13 protein-coding genes are annotated in these 19,359 nt (G+C 37.9%); 7 read left to right on the forward strand and 6 right to left on the reverse strand.

Annotated features, from left to right (window positions below; all coding sequences use genetic code 11):
- Positions 1-158: 158 nt before the first annotated feature.
- A complete protein-coding gene (locus AAC073_RS04455) occupies positions 159-3,731 on the forward strand; it encodes a T9SS type A sorting domain-containing protein (protein ID WP_339922640.1) in 3,573 nt (1,190 codons plus the stop codon).
- Positions 3,732-3,918: 187 nt separating this feature from the next.
- Here the strand turns inward: AAC073_RS04455 and AAC073_RS04460 are convergent, their stop codons facing one another.
- Together AAC073_RS04460 and rimO are read right to left on the reverse strand one after the other, a co-directional pair.
- Complete coding sequence (locus AAC073_RS04460; protein WP_339922641.1) at positions 3,919-5,079, reverse strand: hypothetical protein; 1,161 nt, start codon at positions 5,077-5,079, stop codon at positions 3,919-3,921.
- Between the two features lie 57 nt (positions 5,080-5,136).
- Entirely contained in the window at positions 5,137-6,447 is a 1,311-nt protein-coding gene (gene rimO, locus AAC073_RS04465; protein WP_339922642.1) for a 30S ribosomal protein S12 methylthiotransferase RimO, read from the reverse strand.
- 461 nt (positions 6,448-6,908) lie between these two features.
- Here rimO and AAC073_RS04470 point away from each other — a divergent pair, with 461 nt between their 5' ends.
- Both AAC073_RS04470 and AAC073_RS04475 read left to right on the forward strand, forming a co-directional pair.
- Positions 6,909-7,553, forward strand: coding sequence for a hemolysin III family protein (locus AAC073_RS04470; RefSeq protein WP_339922643.1), 645 nt, complete (start codon positions 6,909-6,911; stop codon positions 7,551-7,553).
- 178 nt (positions 7,554-7,731) lie between these two features.
- Positions 7,732-8,124: a DUF302 domain-containing protein gene (locus tag AAC073_RS04475; RefSeq protein WP_339922644.1), complete on the forward strand. Its 393-nt coding sequence runs from the start codon at positions 7,732-7,734 to the stop codon at positions 8,122-8,124.
- A 57-nt stretch (positions 8,125-8,181) separates the two neighbouring features.
- Here AAC073_RS04475 and AAC073_RS04480 read toward each other — a convergent pair whose 3' ends face one another.
- Positions 8,182-8,853: an FAD-binding oxidoreductase gene (locus AAC073_RS04480; protein ID WP_339922645.1), complete on the reverse strand. Its 672-nt coding sequence runs from the start codon at positions 8,851-8,853 to the stop codon at positions 8,182-8,184.
- A gap of 117 nt (positions 8,854-8,970) precedes the next feature.
- Positions 8,971-9,207 carry a hypothetical protein gene (locus AAC073_RS04485; RefSeq protein ID WP_339922646.1) on the reverse strand — a complete coding sequence of 79 codons (237 nt, stop codon included), beginning with the start codon at positions 9,205-9,207 and terminating at the stop codon, positions 8,971-8,973.
- Positions 9,208-9,632: 425 nt separating this feature from the next.
- Here AAC073_RS04485 and AAC073_RS04490 point away from each other — a divergent pair, with 425 nt between their 5' ends.
- Complete coding sequence (locus tag AAC073_RS04490) at positions 9,633-11,303, forward strand: hypothetical protein (protein ID WP_339922647.1); 1,671 nt, start codon at positions 9,633-9,635, stop codon at positions 11,301-11,303.
- A 1-nt stretch (position 11,304) separates the two neighbouring features.
- Here AAC073_RS04490 and AAC073_RS04495 read toward each other — a convergent pair whose 3' ends face one another.
- Positions 11,305-12,153, reverse strand: coding sequence for an alpha/beta hydrolase (locus AAC073_RS04495; RefSeq protein ID WP_339922648.1), 849 nt, complete (start codon positions 12,151-12,153; stop codon positions 11,305-11,307).
- A gap of 165 nt (positions 12,154-12,318) precedes the next feature.
- Between AAC073_RS04495 and AAC073_RS04500 the strand changes: the two genes are divergently transcribed.
- Complete coding sequence (locus AAC073_RS04500) at positions 12,319-13,449, forward strand: DegT/DnrJ/EryC1/StrS family aminotransferase (protein ID WP_339922649.1); 1,131 nt, start codon at positions 12,319-12,321, stop codon at positions 13,447-13,449.
- Between the two features lie 161 nt (positions 13,450-13,610).
- Here AAC073_RS04500 and pgi read toward each other — a convergent pair whose 3' ends face one another.
- Positions 13,611-15,257 (reverse strand): glucose-6-phosphate isomerase, encoded by a 1,647-nt coding sequence (gene pgi, locus AAC073_RS04505; protein ID WP_339922650.1) that lies wholly within the window; start codon positions 15,255-15,257, stop codon positions 13,611-13,613.
- 922 nt (positions 15,258-16,179) lie between these two features.
- Here pgi and AAC073_RS04510 point away from each other — a divergent pair.
- Positions 16,180-18,294, forward strand: coding sequence for a tetratricopeptide repeat protein (locus tag AAC073_RS04510; protein WP_339922651.1), 2,115 nt, complete (start codon positions 16,180-16,182; stop codon positions 18,292-18,294).
- A gap of 150 nt (positions 18,295-18,444) precedes the next feature.
- Positions 18,445-19,104: an MCP four helix bundle domain-containing protein gene (locus AAC073_RS04515; RefSeq protein WP_339922652.1), complete on the forward strand. Its 660-nt coding sequence runs from the start codon at positions 18,445-18,447 to the stop codon at positions 19,102-19,104.
- The last annotated feature ends 255 nt before the right edge of the window (positions 19,105-19,359 follow it).

A 19,359-nucleotide genomic window follows, 5' to 3' on the forward strand; every position in this document is an offset into this window, starting at 1 on the left:
AAGATATTCCACCATATTTACGTATGGATACAAACGCATCAATTTTGTTGTTATCAGCTATTTGATGTAGTACTCTTTTTAAATCTAAAATATTTCTCATTCCAATGGTAATATTTTTTGAGACTCCTGTTTTTTATTGGAAATTTAAATGAAAGATCATGCCTTCTTATCTTAAATACCAGTTCATTCTAATTATAGTTTTCTTTTGCACCACGCTTGCCTTACGTGCGCAAGATGAAATCCACCAGCTAATTGGAAACATCACAGCAAGCTCTATAGCTCCCCAATCTGATATAAACAATGCAATCGATGGGTTACAAAACACCTCATGGGTGTCTAACAATCCTTTACCAACAAATTATTATAGAAATGCTTACCAGAATTTATTACTTCAGCCAAGCCGTATTGAACTAAGTAATATTTACCCAGAGGCCACCAACTCCTACTCACCTACCATCACATTACCTGCCGAAGCCTTTATTAATTTTTCCTCTCCTGAAGACATTTATTTGCTAGGACTAAAAATCAATGGGCTTCAGGAAAAAGTTACTATATCTTTTTACGATAGTTTGGGAATCGTGAGTAGCGAAGAATTTTTACCTTCTCAGAATTACAACAATATTCGGTTTGTGGTTGACCTGGTTAATATTGAGAAAATAAAACTCAGCAGCATTACTGCTTTTACCCTAGTGAATATTGCCATATTAGAGGACCTACCCAAGGAATTTATCACTCTCGACTTAGGTGACAACTTCGCGGTGAGTGAACTTAGAACCAAACATTGGGCTGGAAACAATAACGCTATTGCTACACAGCTACTTGCTGGAAACCATCCAGACAGTCTCAATTTTCTAGCAGCCCTTCAACCAAATGAGATTGCCTTTATCAGTACCTCCTTCGTTGAGCCTATTGTAGCCAGGTATTTTCGAATTGAACATACGGTAATTCCTCAGGATTACAAAAAAGTAACTGTATTTGAGATGGAAGCCTATGGAGACAGTATCGCAGCACCAGACCCGGTAATCCCTGAACCAGCACCAACTTCCTGGGATCCAGATGCAGGATTGTATCCTGCCTTGTCTAAAGCGGCAACAGTAAATGCAAGTTCATCAGCCAGCAATTCTCAAAATAGGCCTGAGGCAATAATGGACGAAAACAATGCTACCGCTTGGCTTTCTTCCAATCCCCTTCCAGATGCTTATGTGAGTAATGCCCGCCAAAATATTTTACTTAATGAAAGCGGTATAGCCAACAATGGGGCAAACATGGTCAACGCTACTGATGGCAATCTAGGCAACAGTACACCTTCTCTTACATTAGTAAATGGAGAGGCAACCTTCACACTAAATTTAACCCCAATCTCGGTACATAGATTAGGGTTACGATTGGTCAACAATCATCCTGAGCTGGTAAACATTCTGGTAACCAACCTGCAGGGCGACACCTTAAGAACAACCTATACCAACACTACAGTAGGCCATGTGAGGTTCCCAATAGAGATGGAAGAAGTAAGCTACGTTTCCTTAACTTCAAGTGCACCTTTTGCCATTCAGGAAATCGCTGCTTATTCAGCCCCATTGTCAGAATTTGTGACCTTAGATCTGAATGAGGTCAAGCCAGTTTCACGAATAGCTGCAAAGCAATGGAATGGCAACAATACTGCCATATCTTCTAAACTATGGGTTGGACCAACGCTTGATAGCTTGTCCTTGCTAGCAGAGCTTAATCCCAATTCATTGGACATTCATAATATAGAACTTCCAGAAGGAAACCGAACCAGGTTCATTCGCTTAGAACAGCAATTGGTAGACATTAATTATAAAAAAGCCACTGTTCAAGAGTTAACTGTATATGACGAATTCGGAAGCTATGGCCCACCCCCTGCGCCAAAACCCCAATCGTCAAGTTTTGGGAAGCTCTTTGGCGTAAATACGGTATGGGCTTGGGGAACTAAGAAGGTTCCCAACTTACAGGGTCCAGATGAAGGGGCTCAGAAATTTATCCGTGCCGCCAACCAAGCACGAAATTACCATAACATTCATTGGGACACTGCTGATCCTGACATTACACCCACTTATGGAGGAGAAAACCCAGTAGTATTGCGCCCTTGGACACAATGGACGAGGGAATACAAAGACTGGATGGACAAAGGATTTGAAGTGGATGCCACTTTTACTTTTGATAGGTTTTTAGAATCTGTCTGGGACCAACCCTTTGCTTCAGGTTATGGACTTGGACATGCTTTTGCCAGCACATTTGGACCAAGTCACGAAAACCTTATCCGTACAGTGGAAGTAGGGAATGAGCCTTGGGATTACAGTGACTCCACTTACCGTAAAATTTTGGAAGGAACAGCGCAGGGATTAAAGACTGCAGATCCTATGATAAAAGTATTGCCGGCTGCTCTTCAGGCCTCACACCCTACAACCAATGAGGGACAGAAGAATTACATGGGCAGCAAGTTGAATGAAGCAGCGGCACCCTACCTTGATGGTGTCAATTTACACCTCTACAGTTATTATAGAAATACTGAAGGAGAAAGAATAGCTGTTCATCCAGAACATCCAGCATCAGAGATGAGGGCCTTGTTTTCAGGGTTGCGCTTTAGAGATGCCAATATGCCTGGCAAAGAAGTGCATGTAACTGAATGGGGATGGGACGCCTCAAGTAAAAATGAAACCGCTATAAATTCAGAAGCAGTAAGTCCTATATCACAAGCTGTTTATGCTTTACGTGGCTTGTTCTGGTTAAGCAGAATGGGAGTAGACAAAGCCCATTGGTACTTTTTCTCCAATGTGGACACCCTTGCAGGTATAGATCCTATAAACTATCAGCGATCTGGATTGACCGAATCAGGACACTTTGGTTTCCGGGAAAAGCGGGCATTTACAGCAGCTGAAGCGATGCAAAACAGGATGGGTAATCTTTATTTTGAGGACGTGATCAAAGAAGATGAACAGGCATATATTTATCAATTGCGAAATGAAGAAGGTGAATTGACACATCTTGTAGCTTGGAGGCCTGTCTCAGGAGATGATTCTTTGGCGGTTAATTATCAGCTTCCAGTTGATTTTCCAGCCCAGGATGCCTGGTATTTATCGGGCATTTCTCCAAATGGAGAAAATGTAACACTTTCCTATGCCAATGGAAAACTTACTTTACCCCTTTCATCTAAACCTTTATTGATACAATTGGGGGATTCCCTTCAAAATGGGGCAACCATTCCTATGGAAGGGAACTTAAAAGTTATAGAGAATGATGCCAAATTTGAATTAAGGCTAACCACAAATATCCCTTTAAAAAGCCCTGAGGAAATTACACTTATAAATGAACAAACACCCCTAATGGATCCTTCCATCAAATGGACTCAGGCGTCAGCACTACTATGGGAAGCCGATTTATCCACCCTTGACCCTGGAACTTACCATACGCGAGCTGAATTAGGTGCCAATAAAGTACAGACAAATAGGGTGTCGATGGACATCCCTGATAGATTTATGCTGTCACCAAATCCAACACAGGGTAAAAGTACCTTAAGGTTAATTCAAGAATTTACAGAAGTCACAAAATTAACTATCATCCGATTAGACGGCTTGCCAATTAGAAGCTTTATTCTACCTGCATATTCTTCTACCGAAGACCTGGATTTAAGTGGATTAAAGAATGGTACTTATTTAATTCGATTAGAAAACTCGAACTTCAAAGGGCAACAAAAATTCATTAAGCAATAAGCGTATAACACTATTTCGGAACTTCGAACCCTATTGGACAGCAGTTAAGGCGAAATAAATAGGATTGATTGTAATGGGGCCGATAGTAAAAATAGCTAAAGCAAAAAAGGGCTGGTCAGTTTTTAAACTCCCAGCCCTTTTAATGTACAACTGTATCATCTGCCCACAAATAGGGGAAAATGAACCTTTACATCACCTTATGTTTCTCGAAAGGAACAGTTCTGTCAAATATATAACGGTAAGTATGGTGTGTCTTAAAGATCGTTGCGTTTAACTGCTCACAGACCCGCATCATCTTAGGATTGAAGTCCCCTACCCAGTTCATTTCTATGGTCTTATAAGGCAGTTTTTTCTCCGCTATATTGTCTCTATAATCAGTAGCCATAGCACTTTCCACTCCTTTACCTTGAAACTCTGGCACTACACCAAACACCAAGCCCAACATTTTATTAGGTGGATTGAAAGTCTTGTGCCAAAGGAATTTTAGTTTACCTATCAAATCCATCTTACCATTGACATATTTAAAAAGCTGGTTGATTTCAGGGATACTAATAAAGAAACAAATCGGTTCTCCTTTATAAAACCCAAAATAGATGAGATAAGGATCAATGATTGGCTTCATTTTAGTAAGCATTAATTTCGCTTCTCTAACGGAAATTGTTTTCCCCAAATGTCCCGCCCAAGCTTTGTTATAAACAGTCATAAAGTATTCGGGAAATTTCTCCCATAGCTCATCACCTTTTAGACACCTGAATTCAAAGTCCTTGTTTTGTAGTATTTTCAATGACCGTTCCCTGATTCTTGGGTCCACAACCACCCCTCTTACGTTTCTACTATAGGTGAATTGTTTGAAATAAATTTGAAAGCCATAGGCTTCAAAAAGCGCTTGATAATAAGCGAAATTCCAATACATGTTGTAATTGGCCGGATAAAACCCATCTACCAATAAACCCCACCATTTGTCTCTTTCACCAAAATTGACCGGTCCATCCATTGCTTCCATGCCCTGAGCTTCCAGCCATTCTCGCGCTACATCAAATAACTTAAAAGCTGCTTTTTGGTCATTGATACATTCAAAAAAACCCATCCCTCCGGTTGGGATTTTTTCTTTCCATTTGGGATTGATAAAGGCAGCATTTCTGCCAATGGTTTTTCCCTGATCATCTATCAATAACCAACGAATGGCTTTCCCACCACTTTTATACAGTTTATTGGTCTCAGGATGAAAAAGATCCTCTATATCTTTGTCCAGGGGTCTGATCCAGTTTTTCTCATGCTGGTAGAGCCTCACTGCCATTTGAAAAAATTCTTTTTGGTGTGCTGAGGTGGTGACTTCCTGTAAATACATGGGTATAAAATCTGCTGTTTTTTATAAATAAATAGAATGGTATTAAAACATTAAGCTCTAAATGACTTCTCCGTAAAGGTCAAACTCTGTCGCTTCAGTAATCCTCACATTTACAAAGTCTCCTAGTCTGCAGTAATGCTTACTTGCATCTATTAACACTTCATTATCCACTTCTACAGAATCATAAGCTGTACGTCCTACAAACTTGCCATTTTCTTTCTTATCAATTAGCACCTTGTATTCCTTCCCTATTTTCTCTTGGTTGAGTTCAAAAGAAATCTGTTCTTGTATCTCCATCAAGCGATTGGCTCTCTCCTGCTTTACTTCTTGAGGAACACTGTCCTCCAATCCGTAGGCATGGGTATCCTCTTCATGAGAATAGGTAAAAACACCTAAACGTTCAAAACGCATGCGCTCTACGAAATCCACCATTTCTTCAAACTCCGCTTCTCCTTCGCCAGGATGCCCAGTAATAAGCGTTGTCCTTATCGCAATGTCAGGAATTTTGTTTCTGATTTCGTTGATAAGAGCCTCTTGTTTTTCACGGGTGGTGCCTCTTTTCATGGTTTTCAATACCTCTGAAGAACCGTGTTGCAAAGGAATATCCAGGTAATTGCAAATATTATCCCTTTCCGCCATCACTTCCAGCACATCCATTGGAAACCCTGTAGGATAAGCATAATGCAACCTTATCCACTCTAAACCCTCTACATCAGAAAGTGCGCGCAAAAGATCTGCAAGTCTTCTTTTTTTGTAAAGATCCAAACCATAATAGGTAGAATCCTGTGCAATCAATAGTATTTCTTTGGTTCCTCCAGCCACTTTGTGCTTGGCCTCTTTCACCAATTCCTCTATTGGACGGGAAACGTGTCCGCCTCTCATTAGCGGAATGGCGCAAAAAGCACAAGGTCTATCGCAACCTTCTGAGATCTTCATGTAGGCATAATGGGAGGCATGGCTTAATAGACGTTCACCTACCAGCTCATGTTTGTAATCCGCCTTAAATTTCTTCAATAGCGCGGGAAGCTCTCTAGTCCCAAAAAAGGCATCCACCTGAGGAATTTCAACTTCCAAATCATCCTTATACCTTTGGGAAAGGCATCCTGTGACATAAACTTTGTCCACCAAGCCTTGGTCCTTTGCGGTAGCATACTCTAAAATGGTATTGATAGATTCCTGCTTGGCATTGTCTATAAAGCCACAAGTATTGATAATTACTATATTATTGTCCTCAGCATTTGATTCATGCCGGGCATCAATACCATTTCCTTTTAGTTGGCTAAGCAACACTTCAGAATCCACAAGGTTTTTGGAACAACCCATGGTGATGATATTGACTTTATCTTTTTTTAAGGTTCGTGCTTTCATATCTTCCTGCAAAAGTACAAAATTACGCTGACAACCATTCTATACATCTCGCCTTTAGCGCAATGTTATTGAATTATTAAAGACTGAAATATTATGTAAAGAATCCTTAACCTCTTTTCGGCTCAATTAAAACGGGAATAACCTACATTTGAATAAGTAATACAGCGACAATTTTTTTATTACTCCTTGTATTTTTTGAAAAGGCCACGATCCATATCGAGGCCTTTTTCTTTTTGTGCCTATTGGTCGGCCAAGAAAACCAATTTACTAAAACCCGGATACCTTCCAGGTTTTGAAGATAACAAGAGACTGATGTTAAAATAAGTCGAATGTTACCTGGAAGGTTTTATTTCGACAAGAACCAATTGTTTAAAGAAAGAGGATGGGGATTTTTGGTACAATCCATCCAAGATATTGATTTAAATGCCCGATATTTACTGGATTACTATTAATCGAATACAATGGCTGGACAGGTAGAAAGAAAACAAACATTAAGGGAAGAGTTTGCCAACACGGTCACCCATCTAATTGGCATACTGTTTAGCATAGTTGCCCTATCTCTTTTGGTCGTTTTTTCTGTTTTAAATGGCACTGCCTTGCATGTAGTAAGTTGCTGCATCTTTGGCGCCACCATGTTATTGCTTTATACCTCCTCTACCCTCTATCATGCCATACAATCAAACGAACTAAAACCCCTATTGCGTAGCATTGATCATATAAGTATTTACTTTTTGATTTCCGGTACCTATACGCCTTTTCTATTAATAGGCTTGGGTGGCACCTTGGGATGGGTCTATTTCGGAATCGTTTGGACCATCACTCTATTGGGTTTGGTTTTTAAAATATTCTTTATCGGCAGGTTTGAAAAATTATCGCTTATTCTGTACCTGGGAATGGGTTGGATGGCCCTTCTACTTATTAAGCCATTGGTGGCCAACCTGAGCGCGGAAATCATTTACCTGATTGCAGCAGGGGGTTTGGCCTATACCATAGGCACTGTTTTTTATGCCAATAAAAAAATGCTTTACGCCCATGCGATTTGGCATGTTTTTGTCCTAGCTGGGACGGTTTTACATTTTATTGCCATACTGTTTTTGATAACCTAAATGCCTTCAGCAGCCAACTAAACCCTCCCAATTTCAAGACAATTACTGGGCAAAAGTAATCACTTCCCATCGTAGCTTGTTATTCAGTATAGATAATAACCTGAATGTGTAACAAAGGTCACTGTCTTTGGCCCAATCTATGTGTAGCTTTATAGTTGAACCAATAAATAAAACAGCTATGAAATATTATATGAATAAAACACTCGAAACACAATCTTTTTCAGGTGTAAAAGACAAGGTTACTGCAGCCTTAAAAGAGCAAGGGTTTGGTGTCCTTACGGAAATTGATATTCAGGCCACCATGAAAAAGAAATTGGACAAGGATTATTTACCGACAGTAATATTGGGCGCTTGCAACCCTGGTTTTGCAGACAAGGTGTTGACCATAGACCCAAATATGTCGGCCATGTTGCCTTGTAACGTAACAATAAGGGAACTTGAAAACGGTAAAATAGAAGTTTCCGCCATCGATCCTGAGGCCGCTATGGTGCCAGTAGGAAAAGAGGAAATCAAACCCTTGGCAAAAGAAGTAAAAGAAAAACTGGCTAAAGCGATTGAAGCTATAAAATAAAAATAAAGGAGATTTCTATTATTAGAAATCTCCTTCTCTTTCTCTATATACGGTCATTTACTTTTCAAAAACCAAAGCTTCGGGACTTGCTCCTAATTCTTTTAGGGCCCCATTGACGGCTTTTATAAATCCTTCAGGACCACATACGTAGAAGTTCTGATGCTTGAAATCGTTGATATTTTCTTTAAGGTATTCCTTATCGATTCTTCCGCGATCATATGCAGTATCTTTCTGATTCTCGATAATATTTTGAAATTTATGCCCTAGAATGGACTTCAATTCTTCAAAAAGAATAATATCATCATTGGTTTTATTGGCAAATATCAATTGGCTTTTCCCAATCTCATTTTTTTGTCGTAAGTCTCTAAAAATGGAAATAAATGGAGTAATTCCTGCACCCCCAGCCAAAAATACTCCGTCGCCTTTGAAAGAAATAGCACCCCAAGCATCCCCTATTTCCACTTTATCTCCCACCTGAGCATTTCCTAACCTTTTAGTTACTCCTTCGTGGTCATCGTAAGTTTTAATGGTAAACTCTAAAAAATCATCTTTGGGAAGGCTTGTAAATGAAAATGGCCTTTTTACATCCTCCCAACCTTCTTTTAACAAACTCAATTCTGTTGCTTGTCCAGGTACAAAAGAATAACCTTTGGGTTTTTCTATTTTGAAAGCAAAGGTGTCATGTGTAACTATACTTTTATCTAAAATTCTTAATTGATAAGGCTCCATAGGAATTTAGGTTTTATGGTTTAAAAACTATACTGTTACCACAAACATTAATCCAGAATCTATTTTTGCATTAATTTTATTAAAAATTAGCTTTATTTAATTATTCAACCTAATGCTTTAATAATTTAAATCATACAATTCTATGGCATCTGCTCCGGACTTAAAAGCAAAAAATTCCTTTAACCCTTCTAAATTAGGGTCTTTTGCAACCTCCTTTTGCTGTGCTGAGAAAGGCTGAAATTCGAATGGCTCGACCCCTCTTTCCGCCTCTTGAAAAGTGAAATCCTGAGTGGTCAAATCGTTTACCAAAAGCAAATATACAAATGGGAGAAGCCAGCATTTTTTCCAATTCATGATTCCTAAAATTTAACCTTGTTGAATTTCATTCCAATTTTTCTTAAAAATTGACCCCAAAGAACTGGTTTACCTTTCTATCTCATTTTAAGTTCAAACTATATACGAACCGTTATTCCTTTACGGATTGATAAAATAGTCTTTAAATTAAATTTTTTAAAATATTCTTAAAGTATTGATTGTGATTGTCTTTTCTAGCCCTTACTTTAACCCGAAATATCCAATAAACCTTCTATTAGGTGATGATCCATCGCGGCGGACAAAATCAATCACTTCGTTGCTATTTTCTACTTCACCATAGCGATGCTATGACTCAGTCTTCAGATAGCCTGTTGTTATTGTGATTACATCACCCCCTGAGAAGGTCATCAGGTACTACGAATCCTATTGCAAAATCCGGGTTTAAACCAAAATAAAAATCTCAAATGACCCTTTTGTTCCCCTCTCTTCTACATTGCTTTATGGTTCTGTCCGTGCTTGTTTCAAAGGCCCCGATCGATGTCTTTAAAATTTCAGATTTCACAAAAGCATTTGAAGAATTAAATACCCTTCCAGCATCCTTTTTGGTAACCAATGACATTACTTTTAATTCAGAAGGAGGTCACCTTCAAGGCATTCAATTGTATAAAGACCATACTGCATACCTAAGCGGAAGTTCAGAAGGCCTGAGTTATATGGTAAAAATGGATTTGGGAGATCAATCCAGGGTAGTAACAATCGATACATTGATGCATGCGCCACTCCGCCACGCTGGTGGATTCCAAATTTTTGATCAGTACCTGGCTGTTGGCATTGAAGACAATAAGGAAAGGAACCTTGCCTACCTTCAGGTCTATAATTTAGAAGCTAATAAGCCATTTGGCAAACCCATCTACACCATAGAACGAAAAGGGGATTTTGAGCGGGTCACTGCTGGAGCAGTAGGCATTACCGCTTTCCGAGGTGAAATATTGATTTTGGTTGCCAATTGGGACAGCCGAATACTGGACTTTTATTCCTGTCCTAGGCATGAATTTTATGCTGGAAAAGGAAAATTTGTTTTCAAAAGTGCTATAGAAGTAAAGGGACAAATTAGAAATAAATGGTCCGATCCCAATTGGTTATCTTATCAAAACCTAAATTTATTTTCTGACCAGAAAGACCAGCTCTACATGGTTGGCACCGCAAGGAATGATGCAGGAGAACAAGTAGCTGATTTATTTCACCTACAACTGGCATCCTCCTCAGCCAAAATCACAAAACTAAATTCTAAAAAATTTGATACCAGCACCTCGGTAGACTTTAAAGCGGCAGCAGGAGTTAATATTTCAAGTACAGGTGATCTGATAGTGGTAGCAGCCCCCTACCAATTGGAACAGAATACCCCCATCAATTTATTTACAAACAACACTAAAAAGGAACCAGGGTGGAAAACAATAAAAGAATGGCCATCTTCCGATGCCCGACAAGCTGCTGCTGCCACGAAACAGCATATTTTTGCAATTAACAACCATTCTATTAGTAAATACGACAGGAAATCAGGAAGTTTTATTGCTTCGAAAGACTATCCAAACACCAAACATTTGAACAGTGGATTTTTGAGCGAAGGGCTACTCTATTGTGCCCATTCAAACTATCCAAATCAACCAGACAGCAGTAGTATTCGCCTAATTGACCCCAAAACACTCGCTTTAACACAAACGATAAATCTGAGAAAGAGTGAAGGCAGTCTTACCTGGATAGTCAAATCCAACGGATTTTGGTATGCCCTTTTCGCTTATTATGGTGAAGACAATCACCTCAGCTATTTGGCTAGGATGAATGAGAATTGGGAGGTTTTACAAAAATGGACCTTTCCGGATTCATTAATTAAAGAGATGGGAAAAATGAGTATTTCCGGTGGTGTGGCTTGGGACAAGGGCTTTTTGGTAACAGGTCATGATGAAAAATTATTGTACTATATTAAACTACCTGAAACCGGTGATAATTTAAACTTTATAAAACAATATGAAGCACCATTTACAGGCCAGGGAATTGCTTTGGACCCATGGACTGGTGGGCTTATTGGAATAAATAGGGCTGACAAGAAAGTGGTTGCTGCTAAGTTTAACCGCTAAATTATTCCCCAACTGATTTGACAAAATTAGTAACCCATCTAAATCCTCTACCAGGTGTGTATACCATTTGCAGTATCATAGGAATATGCCTTTTGTTCTTCTGCACTTTAAAATTGGGTTCCGGCTCAAATCTTTTGTACTCTTTCATAAACCGATCGGTGCCTTCAAGAATACTTTCGTAAGTTTTCCCTCCCATCATGAAAAGCATTGGTGGCATATTGTCATGTAGAAAATAAATTGGAGAGGTATCTTTCCAAACCTCAGGTGAATTGGTAAAAGTCTTCAAATGAGAAGTCCCTGGTGCATTGTTTTTCTCTTTAAGGTAATGGTACATGTCTAAGCCAGCAGCATCGATTAAAACGGCCGCTGCAATTGGATTTTCAACTCCCAAGCTGTCGAAATACTCACCCCGAATCGCAACGAGGCTCGCCAAATGACCTCCTGCAGAATGTCCTGACACCACTATTCTTGAAGGATCTCCACCATAGTCAGCAATATTTTCATCCACCCAATTCAATGCCTTAGCAGAAGCTTTGGCCATGCTATGAATTTTATACTCAGGGCTTAAGGGATAATCTATTATGACCGTTACGATATTTCTTCTGGCCCACCTTCGCGCTATAAGGCTGTATTTTTCTTTGGATCCTGACCGCCAGCTACCCCCATGTATGAACACCAATACTGGAAGGGCTTCTTTAATTTTTTTAGGTCTAAAAATATTTAACCTTTTTTCAGGCATTTCGCCCAAAAAGCCATCTTCCATATAAGTAATGTTCTCCGAAACAGTAATCCCTCTCAATGAACAGGACCCACACAAAAACAAGAGGAAACCGTAAACAAGTATTCGCATTTTAGTACACTTTTAACCTAATATACGTGAAATCTTCCAATGCAGACCATTCTATTAAATTCCAAAAAGCAAATATGAATTGTTTTTTTGGTTAGTTTATTTGAATAATTAGTATCAATCCTTTCTAGTTAATTATTTTCGTGTTCAAATTCAAGTTGTAAATAAATGAAGGAATATCCTGCTATAAAGTTTCTGGATTTAAAAGCTATAAATCAGGGATTTGAACCTGAACTCACTAGAATGCTTTTAAAGATCAGTCAGAGCGGTCAATTTGTCAATGGGGAAATTTCTGAGAAATTTGAAAAGAACTTTGCGAATTATATTGGCACGGAACACTGTATCAGTTTAGGGAATGGTACCAATGCGCTTGAGCTGATTCTAAAGGCCTATATGGTAATGGGGATTTTGGGAAAAAAGGATGAAATTCTCGTCCCCGCCAATACTTTTTTCGCTACTTTTTTAGCCATTTCCAATCAAGGTTTGGTTCCAGTTCCTGTTGAACCAGACCCTTCCACTTTCAACATCTGCGTCTCTTCTCTAGAACAAAAGATCAATAAAAAAACCCGAGGACTTTTGTTGGTTCATCTTTTTGGCAGAAATGCTTATAGCGACAAAATTAAACATCTTGTAGAAAAGCATGGCCTCAAACTAATTGAGGACAATGCGCAAGCAGTAGGAAGCATTTACAATGAAACTAGAACTGGAGCACTAGGACATGCAGCCGCACATAGTTTTTATCCTACAAAAAACCTGGGGGCTTTAGGGGATGCAGGAGCGGTCACCACAAATGACCTTGAGCTGGCCACCACCGTCAGGGCCTTGGGAAATTATGGAGGCAAAGAGAAATATGTTTTCGAGTGCTTGGGTACGCATTCAAAAATGGATGAAATTCAGGCAGGGGTGCTTAATGTAAAGCTTCCCTATTTGGATGAAAGCAATCGCTTAAGAAATGAAATAGCTAGGACTTACCTCACTGAGATTGACTCCATTTACCTGACGCTACCTAAGACTCCTGAGCAAAACCAATCTTTGTCTCATACCTGGCATTTGTTTACCATATTGGTTTCAAGAAGGGAAAACCTAATTCGACACCTCTCCAAAATGGGGATTGAAACAACCATTCATTACCCCATCCCACCGCATCTTCAGCCCGTTTATAGCCATACGAATTTTGGCCCCTTGCCAATAACAGAGAAAATTCATAACGAAACGTTAAGCATCCCTCTTAACCCTATCTTAACGAAAGCAGAAATTAAATACATTATCGATACCATCAACAATTGGAACGGAAAGTAACAACCCTGTTTTAAAGCCCAAACCAATGCCCTTCTATTTCGAAAAAATTTCATACAAGCGAATTTAAAAACCAATTCCTGCCTCACTGGTGAACAGTTCAGGCAGGAATTGGCAATGAATTTAGCATTGAATAGTCAATAGCACCCTATTAATTGTCTAGGTTAATCTTTTCGTAAACCTTTAAAAGCATTGATCAATCCATTTGTAGAAGAATCATGAGAGGCTATCACCTCTTCAGAATTCAACTCAGGCAAAATTGATTTTGCCATGACTTTTCCCAACTCTACTCCCCATTGGTCAAAACTAAAAATGTTCCATATCACACCTTGCACAAATATCTTATGTTCGTACATGGCAATCAAGGCACCTAAAGTAGAAGGATTAATCTTTTTCACCAAAATAGAATTAGTAGGTCTATTCCCTTCAAACACTCTATGTGGTGCGATTTTTTCTATGATTTCAGGAGATTTCCCTTCCTTTTTCATTTCGTCTTTTACCTCTTCAAGGGACTTACCATTCATTAAAGCTTCTGTTTGTGCAAAAAAGTTTGACATTAATTTGGAATGATGATCACCTACTGGGTTATGTGTTTGAGCAGGGGCAATAAAGTCGCAAGGTATCAATTGAGTTCCTTGATGGATCAATTGGTAAAAGGCATGTTGTCCATTGGTTCCAGGCTCTCCCCAAATGACAGGACCTGTTGAATAGTTGACTTTGTTTCCTTCTCTGTCTGTATACTTTCCATTACTTTCCATATTCCCTTGCTGAAAATAGGCTGGGAATCTATGCATGTATTGATCGTAAGGAAGAATAGTTTCCGAAGTAGCACCTAGAAAATTGGTGTTCCAAATTCCAATTAAGGCAAGCAGTACAGGTAAATTTTTATCATATGCTTCCGTTCTAAAATGCTTGTCCATGTCGTGCGCACCTTCAAGCAGTTTTTTGAAATTATCAAATCCTACAGCGCAAGCGATAGTCAAGCCTATAGCAGACCATAAGGAATACCTTCCTCCTACCCAATCCCAGAATCCAAACATATTGTCCAGGTCAATACCAAATTCACTGACGGCATTTCCATTCGTTGAAAGGGCAACAAAATGTTTGGCTACTTCCACTTCATTATGGGCATGTTCTAAAAACCAATCTCTTGCGGTGTGTGCATTGGTCATGGTTTCCTGAGTAGTGAAAGTCTTAGACGCAATAAAAAACAAGGTAGTCTCCGGATTTACTTGTTTTAGTACTTCGGTAATATGAGATCCATCTACATTGGAAACAAAATGTGTGGTTATATGCGAATGTTGGTAAGGCTTAAGTGCTTCTGTCACCATAACGGGTCCAAGATCACTCCCTCCAATACCTATATTCACAAGTGATTTTATAGGTTTACCTGTATAACCTTTCCAAACACCTTTGGAAACTTTCTCAGAAAAAACCTTCATTTTATCCAACACTTCATTGACCTCTGGCATCACATCTTTGCCTTCTACATAAACAGGGTCATTGGACCTGTTTCTCAATGCGGTATGCAATACTGATCTACCTTCTGTTCCATTGATAGGTTTCCCTACAAACATGTCTTCAATCGCTTCATTCAGGTGGGTCTGATTTGCCAAATCCAGGAGAGAAGTAAGGATATTATCATCTATTCTGTTTTTAGAAAAATCAAGCAAAATATCTTTGAAACGAACACTGAATTTTTCAAATCTAAGAGGGTCCTCTTCAAACAAGGTTTTCATTTCCAAAGAATTTGCGTCGATGGCGGATAGCTTTTTCCAGGCTTCAGTCGATGTGGGGTTGGTATTTTTCATTGTGCTTATAAATTCAATTTTGAACCTTAAAGCTAAAAATAAATTTCAAGCATTTAAAAAAGTAATTCACTTACCTACTTTTAATTTCGTAGAAAAATTCGGCCATTTTGCAGGATTTATTAAATAGATGCTTAATTCTAAAAAATCCTACCTTCCTTTTATACCCTGCTAGGATTATTTCACTTGAGGGGAAAAAATCAATCTTGGATCAATTGATCAAGGTTACAATTTCAAATGTGTTACTACTTACTAGAAAAACAACACTTCTTTCTAACTCTTTCGTTTTATGATATTGAAATATTTAGCTTTGATTCAAAATTAGAACGGTTTATAACCCCACTAGTTTAGCCCCTACAAAATCCATCAAATATTATTCGATAATTAACATTTAAGCGATAACTTTGTAATTCTTCTAAAGATCTGAAAACCCTCTTAACCTACGGAAGGAAAACATAAGATTTGAAGGGGATATTTATACTAAAAACAGATAAAGTCGAAATATGCAATTGCTATTTTACTACTCGAAGCAATCATTAATCAAGTAGTCAACAATAGCTCGAATTGGAGATTCCAACACTTCACAAAAATAACTGGAATAGTTCATGTGAATTCTATCCGATAAACGTAATCAGAACGTTATAATTATTTAAATGTAAAATATTGAATGGGTTAGGTACTGAGCAAGGCAGTTCACCTTTTCCGTTATTGAAATTATTGAGAGAGAGAGAGAATAAAAGAACTGAAAACCATTAATTTAAGTATAAATCTGTTATATTAATACAATTGGTTTAATGGGTCTTTTCTTTCCCAATTGACATTGAAAAAGAATAATTTAAAAAAAGCAATATCCTTTACCGTATTGATTCTAAAGATTACACCGAGTCATATCGAGACTATTAAACATTAAAACTACCAAAAACCTTTGACTGCGTTTTTAAATTTAAAATTATTTTTTTCTACTTCTGTCACTTTTACAGTAGTGTTTGCTACGCATATTTTGTTGGCTCAATCAGATACCATACAAAGCCAGATTGAGCAATTACAGGCCATTGAAAACCAAGAGAATTTCATACCTACTTTTGAATACATTGATCAACTTAACCGATTAGGCGAACGGTATTACAACCGGAATCCAGACAGCACCTTTTTATTGGCAATGAAAAGTCTAGAAGCAAGTGAGCAAATAGACTATAAAAAAGGCTTGGTAGATTCCTACAGGAATATTGGTGCTTATCACAATATCAAAAGTGAATACTCTCAGGCAATGAGCTTTTTTAGAGAAGGCTTAACTATTGCGGAGAAAGAGCAATACTGGTTAGGGCTAGCAAACATACACAACAGCATGGGATTAAATGCCTACGAAAGGGGGGATTACACAAATGCTGTCAATTATTACTTGAAGGCTCTTGACATAAAAGAAAAACATCTTTCTAAACTAGACCAAAGTAAAACACTCAACAATCTTGGCTTGGTGTACATGGACTTTGGTGATTTGGACAAGGCTTTAAAATACCATAGTAGGGCATTGAAAATCCGGGAAGAATTCAATGATAAAACAGGCATCGCCTCTTCAAGGATTAACATCGCGCTTGTCAATAAAGAAAGAGGGCAATTGGATGAGGCCTTTAATCAATTCAATGCAGCGCTCAAGTTAGGGCTTGACCTTAATAATCGGCAACTTATTTCCGTAAGTTATTTCAATATCGGAGAAATCTTATTGACTAAAAAAAGTTTTAAAGAAGCCCTTGAATATTTTGAAAAAGCATTGGTCGTCGACAAAGAAAGAGGAGACCGTGTTGGTATAGGATTTGACTTACTTGGAATCGGAGAAGCCCAATTGAATTTAAATAGCCCAAGGCAGGCAAAGAAAAACATCATTGAAAGCCTAAATATCTTTGTAGAAAGCGACATCAAGAGCAACATAGATAAAAGTCATTTACTATTGAGCAAAGCTTATGAAATGGAAAACAATGGCATGAAGGCGCTGCTCCATTTCAAATTGCACAAATTATACCAGGACAGTGTAATCAATTTGGAAACTGAAAAACAAATTCAAGAGATTAGCTCAAAGTATGAATTTGACAAAAAAGAAGCAGAACTACTTCAAAGTCAAAAGGAAAAAGAACTTTTTAACGAAAAAAAGATGGAGCGTAACATCCGAAATGGAGTTACCGTCATTCTTGTTATTTTATTGATTGCATTTTTACTGGCTATAAGGTCTGTTAAAACCCAAATTAAAGCAAAGGCACTTGTGACCCGACAGAAAAATGAATTTGAGAACTTAAACAAAAAATTATTACAGCAAAAAAGTGAAAATGAAAAAATAACAAATCAGCTATTTCAAGTCAATGAAACCAAAGACAAGTTATTTAGTATTGTTGGTCACGACCTGAAAAGCCCAATAAATAGTTTAAAGGGGCTCATGCAATATGTAGTTGATGAAAAGCTAAATCAAGAGGAGTTCCTATTGGTCTCTACTCAATTGAGAAATGAGGTGGAGCAAGTTCATTTCACCCTCACCAATTTATTGAACTGGGCAAAAGGACAAATGAGAGGGATAGTAACTGATCCTATCGCATTTTCAATGCATAAGTTATTAAAAGAGAACATCAACTTAAACCTTCCTATTTCTGAAGGCAAAAACATAAAAATAATTGATCGATTGGAAGAGAACACCGTGTGTTTTGCAGACAAGGATCAAATCAATCTCGTAATGAGAAATATACTGAATAACGCCTTGAAGTTTACCCCAAAAGGTGGAGAAATTATCGTCTCAAGTAGGAAAAGTAATCCTGATTTTTGGAAAATTTCTATTATAGACAACGGCATTGGCATGACTGATGAAGCACTAAACAACCTTTTCACCAATGATCTTGGTGGGAAGCGACAATATGGTACAGAAGGAGAGAAAGGGACAGGTTTGGGGCTTCAACTTTCAAAAGATTTTATCACTAAAAACGGAGGAGAAATAAAGGTTTTTAGTGCCTTTGGGAAAGGCACAGATGTCAGCTTCACGCTCCCTTCCGCTTATTTCTAAAGGACAATAATAATTTTCTCTTTGGTTGGTTAATTAGAATTTAATACCTTATTTAATAGTCTAAACTTTAATTGATAAAGTAGGTTTACTTGTCAACTTAAAAAATAAAAAATTTGGTCATTGTTTAATGTGAAATTTATTTAAGGAAATATGAAAGGAAAAACCTTCTTCTCGTTCAAAACAAAAATAGCCATAGCCTTAATTCTCATTTTGTTTCTCATATTTGCGAAAAGCCTCGTAGATAAAAGCAACGTGGACGAGTTAGAAGCTTCTTTTGTAACAGTGTATGAAGACAGGTTGGTCGTTCAAGACTATATTTTCAATATCACAGAACTTCTTTTTAGAATGCGATTGTTGGTGGCCAATACCGAATCCATAGAACAGTATTTGGCTGTCAAAAATCAAGTGATAGACTATCATGAACAAATTTTAGCCATTATTACAGGTTTTGAACGAACCTACCTTACGCCTAAAGAGGAGCAATACCTCAACGATTTTAAGCATTTGGTTTCAGAAAAGCTTGAAATTCAAAGTTATTTCAGCAATTTGGAGACCTCTGAAAAAAACTATGAAAACAGTGTCCTAAGGTTCAATTCGGATTTTGAGCGGGTATTCAACGATTTGCGGGAATTGTCTAAAATCCAATTATTGGAAGGTAAAAAACTTGCCAATCTAAGTTATAGAATCAAGGCAAGATCTGATATATGGTTACAATTTGAGTATGCGGTACTTTTTATTTTACTAATAATCATTAGCATGCTTATTTATTCCTCAAGGGGAGCAAATGATGGAGATAAAATTAAGTCTTAATCACAAAATAGAGACCTAGATAAATTTTTGAGTCAAGGAAGTTGATTGTCTTCCTTTTAGGCGGCATACCGCTATGAAACTAATTCCTTAATTATGGATTAAAAACATATCATAATTAAAAATTTAGCTTAATTTATTGTCAAATGACCTGATTCCTTTTTTACTCTTAGCATTGGTAAAAAATAGCGATCAGTCCTTAGAAAAGTAGGACAACATAAATAAAATGGCGGCATTGCTGCTTTATTTCTGCAACAA

This window comes from uncultured Cyclobacterium sp. (assembly GCF_963977555.1).
In the GTDB taxonomy this organism is placed as follows: domain Bacteria; phylum Bacteroidota; class Bacteroidia; order Cytophagales; family Cyclobacteriaceae; genus Cyclobacterium.